General features: G+C 36.6%; 9 protein-coding genes. 3 read left to right on the forward strand and 6 right to left on the reverse strand.

The genetic code is table 11. The features are described from left to right. Nucleotides 1-115 precede the first annotated feature (115 nt). The 4 genes from B3X18_RS02170 to grpE form a co-directional block, all read right to left on the reverse strand. Nucleotides 116-1,372, reverse strand: coding sequence for a site-specific integrase (locus B3X18_RS02170; RefSeq protein WP_286935101.1), 1,257 nt, complete (start codon nt 1,370-1,372; stop codon nt 116-118). Next, nucleotides 1,369-1,920, reverse strand: coding sequence for a helix-turn-helix domain-containing protein (locus tag B3X18_RS02175; RefSeq protein WP_286935102.1), 552 nt, complete (start codon nt 1,918-1,920; stop codon nt 1,369-1,371). The genes B3X18_RS02170 and B3X18_RS02175 overlap by 4 nt, the downstream gene beginning before the upstream one ends. A 244-nt stretch (nt 1,921-2,164) precedes the next feature. Continuing rightward, nucleotides 2,165-4,069 (reverse strand): molecular chaperone DnaK, encoded by a 1,905-nt coding sequence (gene dnaK / locus B3X18_RS02180; protein WP_286935103.1) that lies wholly within the window; start codon nt 4,067-4,069, stop codon nt 2,165-2,167. Between the two features lie 117 nt (nt 4,070-4,186). Next, nucleotides 4,187-4,741 (reverse strand): nucleotide exchange factor GrpE, encoded by a 555-nt coding sequence (gene grpE, locus B3X18_RS02185; RefSeq protein ID WP_005023875.1) that lies wholly within the window; start codon nt 4,739-4,741, stop codon nt 4,187-4,189. Between the two features lie 612 nt (nt 4,742-5,353). Here grpE and B3X18_RS02190 point away from each other — a divergent pair. Then, a complete protein-coding gene (locus B3X18_RS02190; protein WP_228131041.1) occupies nt 5,354-5,638 on the forward strand; it encodes a molybdenum ABC transporter substrate-binding protein in 285 nt (94 codons plus the stop codon). A 452-nt stretch (nt 5,639-6,090) separates the two neighbouring features. Here B3X18_RS02190 and B3X18_RS02195 read toward each other — a convergent pair whose 3' ends face one another. Beyond that, nucleotides 6,091-6,411 (reverse strand): hypothetical protein, encoded by a 321-nt coding sequence (locus B3X18_RS02195; protein WP_005017598.1) that lies wholly within the window; start codon nt 6,409-6,411, stop codon nt 6,091-6,093. A 205-nt stretch (nt 6,412-6,616) separates the two neighbouring features. Between B3X18_RS02195 and B3X18_RS02200 the strand changes: the two genes are divergently transcribed. Then, nucleotides 6,617-7,687, forward strand: coding sequence for an alpha/beta hydrolase (locus B3X18_RS02200; protein WP_005017599.1), 1,071 nt, complete (start codon nt 6,617-6,619; stop codon nt 7,685-7,687). 75 nt (nt 7,688-7,762) lie between these two features. Here B3X18_RS02200 and B3X18_RS02205 read toward each other — a convergent pair whose 3' ends face one another. Beyond that, nucleotides 7,763-8,428, reverse strand: a complete 666-nt coding sequence (locus B3X18_RS02205; RefSeq protein ID WP_005017601.1) for an acetoacetate decarboxylase family protein — start codon at nt 8,426-8,428, stop codon at nt 7,763-7,765. A 99-nt stretch (nt 8,429-8,527) separates the two neighbouring features. Here B3X18_RS02205 and B3X18_RS02210 point away from each other — a divergent pair, with 99 nt between their 5' ends. Next, nucleotides 8,528-9,097, forward strand: a complete 570-nt coding sequence (locus B3X18_RS02210; protein ID WP_005023877.1) for a peptidylprolyl isomerase A — start codon at nt 8,528-8,530, stop codon at nt 9,095-9,097. Nucleotides 9,098-9,286: the final 189 nt, after the last annotated feature.

Below are 9,286 nucleotides of genomic sequence, written 5' to 3' on the forward strand. Positions count from 1 at the left end.
GCGGTATACTCGTCCGCTCCCTTTTCCAAAAGCAAAAGTCTGGAAAAGATACCAATCAACATACAAACTATCAAAACAGATAGATAAATCACAATATATTCAAAGTGTTTTATTTTCATTTCGATTTAGTCTTTAATGATTTCAACTGAATTGCTTCTGCTGCTTTATTTTTCTTTTCATCAATTACTTTTGCGTAAACTTGAGTTGTTTTCACATTTGTGTGCCCCAACATTTTGCTTACAGTATAAATGTCCGTTCCATTGGATAATTGCAAAGTGGCAAACGTATGACGGAAACAATGAAAAGTAATATTTTTCTGAATTCCAGCTTTTGCTACCCAACTTTTTAAAGGTCTATTAATCCAAGACGGATTCGTTAAATTTTCAAAAACCAAATCATTGGTCGATTTAGGCTCTCCACCTAGTTCTAAAGCCTGTTGTGAAATCGGCATGTATTCTACGCCTTTTGTCTTTTTTTGTGTGAAATTTATTCTTGGTTGATTGTTGTCAATACTTATTTCATTCCATCTTAGCTTCTGAATATCGGAATGCCGCAGACCTGTTAATGCAGAAAAAAGAGCAGCACGTTTCAAAACATCATTTTCGCACGGAGTCTCAACCAAAGTATTCAATTCCTCAATTGTCAAATACTCCCGTCTTGTTTCCTGAGAGGGAATTGATTTTATTTTTGCAGAAATATCTATTGTAAAATAACCATCAATAAAAGCTTGCTTCAATGCTGCTTTGAAAACAGAAAAGTAAGTAGAAGCCGTATTTTGAGAAAGTATTCCCTCTTTGTTTCCACCTTTTTGAGCGGTGAGTAAAAAAGATTTAAAATCCTCACAAAATTTAAAATTAATCTGTGAAAACTCTATTCTTTCTCCATCAAAGTCTTTCAAAAAATCGATAGATCTTTCCCAATTTATAATGATTGATTCCGAACTATTTTTGTGTCGCTTTCTAAGTAAAACTTCAAAATATTTAACAAAATTTTCTTGAGACTTTTCTTTTTGTTCCGCTTGAATACTATCTAATTCATTGTAAAGATCAATATTATCGTATTCTTTTTGCCTTAATTTCCGAACTGAGTCCGCATACAACATTGTTTCTCTGTCGTTGTTACTTTTGCAAACAATTATGCCATTATCATCTCTCTTCGGTTTGTAAGAAACCGAAGTTTCTGTACTTCTCGCCAACCTTTTTTTATCAAAATCAACGGTGGTTACGCTCCTATTAAGATATTCTCTAATTCGCTGCGGTAATTTTTTCCCATCCACACGAACTGGATAACTTTCCAAATAGATATACCATTCCTTTCTATCTTCAGCTTTCCGAAGGCGTACCGTGACTTTTGTTTTGGTTAATTCTTTCATTTATTAGCAAATATTTTATCGATTTCAACTTTTGGAACATAAACAAAACTACCTACTTTTTTTGTCGGAATTTTATTTCTTTTTATAATGTTATAGACAGTACTTGGGTCTGCATTGAATTTTTCACAAATTTCCGTAATTGTATAGCAAGTCCCCACTTCGAAATTAGGCTTTGCCTTTTCTTCTTTTTTCGCAGGAATTTCTACGGAAGTAAATAAAGCTTCCAAATCTAACCGCTTAACTCGAGTCAATCTAACACCTAAATTAACGCTAGTTACCATTCCTCTTTTTATTAATCTATGTAATGTATCTTTTGAAATTCCGAACATTACTTTAGCTTCTGCTACTGAAATAAATTCTCTCGTTTGAACTTCAGCAATTTTATCAGAATACTTATTTAAGAGTGTTTCCTTCTCTTTTTGTTCTTTCTCTATTTTTTTGCGCTCTTTTCCAGCTTTATTAGCACAAGAAAGACTACAAAAACGAGTTGTAACTGTCTTTGCTTCAAATGGTTTAGAGCAATGCTCACACACTCTTGGTATTTTCAATTTACTAAATCCCATTCTGAAATAACATCGGGTACATTATCCGCTTTTTTTGGTTATGAAATAAAATAAGACGCATAAGACGCACATTATATCCAAATAACGCTCGGTACAAATATGATACAAAAATATACTAAAAAACAATAAAAAACAATTAAAATCAAAAATCATGAAAACAAAAAAAACCGCTGTAAATATTACATTTACAGCGGTTTGTCTATTTTTATTGATTGTTAAAAATCAGTAATTACTTGACTTCTTCAAAATCTGCATCCTGAACATCTTCTGCTCCGTTTGCTTGACCTTGAGATTGTTGAGCTCCTGCATCAGCACCTTGACCTTGTGCATACATTTCTTCAGATGCTGCCATCCAAGCTGCATCTAAAGCTTCTGTTTTAGCTTTTACATCATCAGAATTTTTAGCTTCGAAAGCCGTTTTCAATTCAGCGTGAGCACTTTCAATAGCAGCTTTTTTGTCTGCAGATAATTTGTCACCAAACTCTTTCAATTGCTTTTCAGTCTGGAAGATCAATCCGTCTGCTTTGTTGAAAATTTCAACTTCTTCTTTTTTCTTAGCATCGGCAGAAGCATTTTCTTGAGCTTCTTTCTTCATTCTTTCGATTTCTTCATCAGAAAGACCTGAAGACGCCTGAATTTTAATAGACTGCTCTTTACCTGTTCCCTTATCTTTGGCAGAAACACTTAAGATACCGTTTGCATCAATATCGAATGTTACTTCGATCTGAGGAACTCCTCTTGGTGCTGGCGGAATATCTGTAAGGTCGAATCTACCGATTTCTTTGTTATCGTTGAACATTGGTCTTTCCCCCTGTCCTACTCTGATGCTTACAGCCGGCTGGTTGTCAGAAGCTGTAGAGAATACTTCAGATTTTTTAGTTGGGATTGTCGTATTCGCTTCAATCAATTTAGTAAAAACAGAACCCATCGTTTCGATACCTAGAGAAAGTGGCGTCACATCTAATAAAAGAACGTCTTTTACGTCTCCGGTTAATACACCTCCTTGGATCGCTGCTCCAATCGCTACAACCTCATCCGGGTTAACGCCTTTTGATGGTTTTTTACCGAAGAATTTCTCCACTTCTTCCTGGATGATTGGGATTCTTGTAGAACCACCTACCAAGATTACTTCGTCAATATCTGAAGTAGATAAACCTGCATCTTTCAATGCTTTTGCAACAGGCTCCATAGATCTTCTTACTAGATCTGCAGATAATTGCTCGAATTTAGCTTTAGTTAAAGTCTTTACTAAGTGTTTAGGACCTGTAGCTGTAGCTGTAATATATGGAAGGTTGATTTCTGTTTGTGGAGAAGAAGATAATTCAATCTTAGCTTTTTCAGCAGCTTCTTTCAAACGTTGTAACGCAAGTGGATCATTTTTCAAGTTCACACTTTGTTCTTTCTTGAATTCTTCAACCAGAAATTCAATTAACGCGTTATCAAAGTCTTCACCACCAAGGAAAGTATCACCATTGGTTGATAACACTTCGATTTGCTGGTCGCCATCAAGGTCTGCGATTTCAATGATTGATACGTCAAAAGTACCACCACCTAAGTCATAAACTGCAACTTTACGGTCGCCTTCTTTTTTATCCATACCGAACGCAAGTGCAGCAGCAGTAGGTTCGTTAATGATACGTTTAACGTCTAGACCAGCGATTTTACCCGCATCTTTAGTTGCCTGACGCTGTGCATCGTTAAAATAAGCAGGCACAGTAATAACCGCTTCAGTTACGGTTTCACCTAAATAGTCTTCTGCAGTTTTCTTCATCTTTTTCAAGATTTCAGCAGAGATCTGTTGAGGTGCCAATTTTTTATCGTTAACTTCAACCCAAGCATCACCATTGTCTGCTTTGATGATTTTATAAGGTACAAGACCGATGTCTTTCTGTACCGCTTGATCTTCATAACGACGACCGATCAAACGCTTGATTGCGAATAATGTATTTTTCGGGTTGGTTACTGCTTGGCGTTTCGCGCTTTGACCAACCAGAATTTCGCCATCTTTATAGGCAATAATGGATGGGGTAGTGCGTGCGCCTTCCGCATTTTCGATTACTTTAACTTTATCGCCTTCAAGTACAGCAACACATGAGTTGGTTGTACCCAAGTCAATACCAATAATTTTAGCCATCTGACATATTCCTCAGTAATTTTTACAATCTTATGTTTGTTATCCGATATGAGAGTCTTTCAAAAATTTTCAAGTAAATTAGCTAAAAATTTTTAAAAACTCCCGCATTTAGAAGGCTTATTGCCCTACCATGACCATTGCAGGCCGTAACAGACGACCGGATAGGGTATAGCCTTTTTGCAAAACTGTACCTATTTCACCAGACTTGGCATTTGGATCAATACCCACCGCCTGATGCAGATCGGCATTAAAACCATTTGCCGTGTCTACAACTACCACGCCCGCTTTTTCAAGCGTAGTCAGTAACCCTTTTAATGTGAGTTCTACACCTTCCGATAAAGGAGTTTGTTCTTCACCAGTGGCTTGCAGCGCACGTTCAAGGTTATCTACTGTCTCAAGCAGGTTTTTCGCAAATTTCTCTAGAGCAAATTTTTTCGCAGTCTCAGCTTCACGCTCAAGACGCTCTTTTACTTTTTCACTCTCATAAATCGCATTCGCCGTACGAGCTTTTTCAAGTTTCAGGCTTTCTTCAAGCTTGATAATTTGTGCTTTTAAATCTTCAGCATCTGTTTCTAAATGCCCTGAACCGCTTTCAGCCTGAGTCTGTTGGTCATGTGCTTCTAATTGCTCTTCTTGAGGGTTTTGAGCCTGCTCATTTTGCTCATTCGCCATTGCTGATCTCCGTTTAAATGGGTTTTTAAACATGTACAGTCCTTATTTGGCCTCAGTACTAACTGCGTTACTTCTGAACTGCCATGATTGCTCATTCATTAATACTGTTGAAGTCGGGGCTAGATGAAAAAAATCAAGCAGAAACCCATATAAATATAAGGTTTTTTATTTCTTCTATATATAAAAGGTCATTTTTCTAAAAATTATCAGAAAATAAAATCGCTAAACCCCCTATAACAGGACGCTATAGAGGTATTTTTTCTTAAAATGGGTATAATTTTTAAATCATCTTCTTAAATTACAATGTAAAGCTTTTATAACGGTGTATAAGAGTTGTATAGCTGAATTATTATTAAAAATGAAAATTCCATCCTTTATGTAAATTAAAATCTTTATAAACTGAATAATTTAAATAATTCTCATTTGCTAATCCTAAAGATGTGCTTATTCATTTTACTCTGTAACAGTTTAATAAAAGATTTCAGAAGCTGTACCTGTCTTATTCAAAACACCAACCAATTGTATGCAGGACAATGAAAAGCTTTTGTTCATTATGATTTTCGCAAAGCAGTGTCTAGGCTTTGTGTATTTGATGTTTTTTTAAGGAAGGAAATGATGAAAAAATTAGGTTTAATTTCACTGGTGCTGGCAGGTGTTTCTTTTGCAGCTGTAGGCTGTGCGACCAATGATGGTATGACTCATCCTGAAACTGCACAAAGCCAGTCTGCTGTACAGTCTGAGACTGACACTTCATTAGTAAGTGCTCAAGCGTCTACAGATATTAGCGCACAAGGTGAAGTTGCGGCTCAAGCTGATCCTGCAGCTCAACAAATCGAAGCAGCACAGGCAGCTCCTGCTGAGCAGCCAGCAGCTATGACTGAAGCTACAGCACAGTAAGAACTAATCCTCCAGGAAAGGATACAATGAAGAGAAGCCATCTCTTGATTGTTTAATTGTTGAGGAAACAATTGGAAATAGATAATAGACCTGAGATCTGTTATCTATTTTTGTCTAAACAGTCGTTATTAATAAAAATATAAAAACTCAATAAGAAAGATGAACTGTTGATTTAGAATTATAGATAAGAAAGTAATCCAGGTGTTTAGCTTAATATTTTAAGTTAACCATAGAGATATTGTTGTTAAGCTGACGGCTGACTTGTTTGGTAGAAATATCTGGCATGATATAAATAGAAAAGACAGTTAAAGTTTTAGTCTGCTCTATAATTTTGAGTTTATTTTAAAGAATAACTGCTATGTCAAACTATGCATAGGTTATAGCTAGAGTAAAAGATAAAAGAAAGCCCGGTTAAAACCAGGCTTAGTCTAGAGGAGGTAAGAAAAAGAGATTTAGTCTCTATCCCATTTCCGATATTCACGCTCGCGTTCACGCTGACGCTTTTCCCATTCCTTGTGATCTTTCTTCCATTCTTTACTATTTTCTCTACGCTGTTCATACAGCTTTTTACGCTGCTCCATACGCTTACGTTCCCATTCACGCTGATCATAACGCTGCTGGTCATAGCGTTGATCTCGGTCATACCGATGATCACGATCATAACGCCGGTCCTGATCATAACGGCCATCATATTGATAGTCATCCGGATAAACCGCACAACCACTTGCTAATACTGCTGTTGCAAGCGAAAGTCCTAATAATTTATTTAACATGCTGCTGTTCCTTTCTACTCTTGCCGTCCAGTGGCAAAAAACATCCTGAAAACCATTGCTTAATGTCAATGACAGTTTATAGAAATAAGAATAGCGTATTCAGCTTGTTGGATTTGTATACACACTAGTTGTTTTATATACCAGTATAGTCAAATGACAGTTAATCATGTAGAAAGTATGAAGAAATAAATAAGGAGAAAATGGCATGGCAGTTTCTAACTTGGCAATACAACAATTATTAAAAAAAACTCAAGGTCCCGCAGCACGTGCACTCGATAAATTGCCTGATCTTGCCAAAGAATCAATTGCCAAGGCATTGGGCTATAGCTATATCTATCCGCAGCTCGACCCTCTGGTCAAATGTTTAATGGCCATACAGCATAAGCAGGGTAAGTTTGGTTTAATTACAGATCAGCCCTTAAAAGATCGAGAAGGCTTTGAAAAACAGATTGCAGAGCTAACCGCAAAGAAAACTCCTATCAAACATGTAGAGGACATCCGGCTACCTTTACAAAGTGGCACGATTACAGCCCGGCATTATCATCCTGATCCACAGAAAAAATTACCTTTAATCATGTTTTATCATGGAGGAGGGTTTGTGATTGGTAGCTTGAATACACATGATGAAGTTTGTCGTCTGATTGCCAAATATGCCAATACTCAGGTGATCAGTATAGATTATCCACTTGCACCTGAGGTTGGTCCAAAACAGATAATTCAGTGCTGTGAGGATGCGCTCGCATGGGCCTATCAGAACCGTAAGCAGCTTAAGATTTATAAAAACCGTATTGCAGTCGCAGGGGACAGTGCCGGTGCCAATATCAGTGCAGTAGTTGCACAGCGTACAGTGAATAAGGCTTATAAACCTTCTGCGCAGTTATTAATTTACCCGGTAGTAGACTTCAAGAGCCGTCACCCTTCTTTTTATAACTATAATGAAGGATTAGTACTGACCAAAGATGACGTGGACCGCGTTACAGAGTTTTATGCTATTCGTCATCATATCGAATTGGATGACCCGATGATTTCGCCTACTTATGGTGAGTTAAAACATCTGCCGCCAACTTTTATTTTAACTGCCGGGCATGATGTTCTACACGATGAAGGAAAGATTTATAGCCATAAGCTGCGTCAGCAGGGCGTAAAGGTCCGCTATCAGGAATTTGAAGACCAGGCTCATGGTTTTGTTAATCTGACTTTGGTATCTGGAAAAGCCAAAAAATATACAATTCAAATTGCCAAGGATTTCCGTAAATTCTGGAATAAAGCAGCATAACTGCTATCAAGGTTTCTTATATTTCTAAAGCTCATTTAGATGAAGTATTTTAGGTTCCACGTGAAACAAAAAATATCAAGTGATCTGAGCTTTAGGAAATATTAAGTCAAACGCAGGTACGTATAGACCTTTTAGAAAAATTGCCTGGGAAAAGTCCGGAAACAGGCAGCCAGTATTTTTCCAGTGTGCCTGATATATTACATTTAAGGAACCTTTAAATTCAGGACGGAAACGGTAATGCCGTTGTCCATCAAACTGATCAATCTGCATCAACTGTTTAGGTAGATATTTAGAGTTGACTGGTACACTTTTAAAGTAAGGTGAAAAACCAATATGCAGAGACATTTCATGTTCAGAAGATGCAATATGGCAAAAGAGTTGATTCTGCTGTCGTCGCCATTCAAAACGTGCCAGTTCTTTAGGAATGCCCCATAACTTACGGCCGTGTATTACAGACTCTGTAGTTGAGACATAAATTTTTGGAATAGTAGAAAGTATACGTTGTGTCATTAAAGGATGATCAAGAATCAATAATTCATCATAAGGTTGTATAGGAGTATCCTGATAGCGTACCAATATGACTTGGACGAAGCGCCCTGTAGAAGAGTAGGACAAACCAAAATGGCGAAATTTTTTCAGAAACTGCGGAGTAAGCCAGTAATTTAAAATAAAGCCTTCTCCTTGCAAGTTCCAAGGCGGTAACTGTAAGTTATGCGGATCAGTATGATTTATTCTTGTCATAACACATACTCAAAATAATTACTTTTCTGCTGATTAATAAATTATGAAAGCTTAATATAGCTAAATCTAAAAGCTCTAGAAAATAGTGTGGGTAAATAAATGTTAAAACAGATAATCGTGGGTATGAGCGCAGGTTTTTTGAGTATCTCGGTATGGGCTGCCAACAGTGCCATGCAAATAAAAACATCTTTGGGTAATATCGAAATAGAATTATTTAACGATAAAGCGCCTGTGTCAGTTAAAAATTTTGAAAGCTATGTAAAGAGTAATTTCTACAATGGTACCATTTTCCATCGGGTCATTCCTGGCTTCATGATTCAGGGTGGAGGGTTTGATGCACATATGAAACAGAAACCTACAAATGCCCCTATACGTAATGAAGCAGGTAATGGTTTAAAAAATACCCGGGGTACTTTAGCAATGGCACGTACCAATGATCCAAACTCAGCTACCAGTCAATTTTTTATAAATATTGCTAATAATGACTTTTTAAATAGAAATATAATGAATGACGGATACGCAGTATTTGGCCGGGTTACTCAAGGAATGGAAATAGTCGATAAAATCGGTGCTGTACCGACAGGTAACAATGGCCCATACCAAAATGTTCCAGTTCAACCAGTTAAAATTTTAGAGATAAAAACAAAAGTAAACAAAACTGATAAATAAATACTCATTTAAGTGGGAATATTTAACTTATATTTCTATTTTAAAATTAATAAGTTATAGGGTAGCTATACTAATAAAAAGTTAAATAAAATGTATATTTTTAGAACACTTGTAAAAACAGCAGCTTAAAAGTGCTTGCCATAGCTCATTTTTGCCCTATAATGAGCTCATCCCGACGCGATTAAGACA

This window comes from Acinetobacter sp. UBA6571 (assembly GCF_002434085.1).
In the GTDB taxonomy this organism is placed as follows: domain Bacteria; phylum Pseudomonadota; class Gammaproteobacteria; order Pseudomonadales; family Moraxellaceae; genus Acinetobacter; species Acinetobacter radioresistens.

Bases quoted from the DNA above. Each gene is read 5' to 3' on its own strand.
- B3X18_RS02190 (WP_228131041.1), top strand. From the start codon at position 5,354: ATGATGAAAAAATTAGGTTTAATTTCACTGGTGCTGGCAGGTGTTTCT.
- dnaK (WP_286935103.1), bottom strand. From the start codon at position 4,069: ATGGCTAAAATTATTGGTATTGACTTGGGTACAACCAACTCATGTGTT.
- B3X18_RS02210 (WP_005023877.1), top strand. From the start codon at position 8,528: ATGTTAAAACAGATAATCGTGGGTATGAGCGCAGGTTTTTTGAGTATC.
- B3X18_RS02200 (WP_005017599.1), top strand. From the start codon at position 6,617: ATGGCAGTTTCTAACTTGGCAATACAACAATTATTAAAAAAAACTCAA.
- B3X18_RS02195 (WP_005017598.1), bottom strand. From the start codon at position 6,411: ATGTTAAATAAATTATTAGGACTTTCGCTTGCAACAGCAGTATTAGCA.
- B3X18_RS02170 (WP_286935101.1), bottom strand. From the start codon at position 1,372: ATGAAAGAATTAACCAAAACAAAAGTCACGGTACGCCTTCGGAAAGCT.
- B3X18_RS02205 (WP_005017601.1), bottom strand. From the start codon at position 8,428: ATGACAAGAATAAATCATACTGATCCGCATAACTTACAGTTACCGCCT.
- grpE (WP_005023875.1), bottom strand. From the start codon at position 4,741: ATGGCGAATGAGCAAAATGAGCAGGCTCAAAACCCTCAAGAAGAGCAA.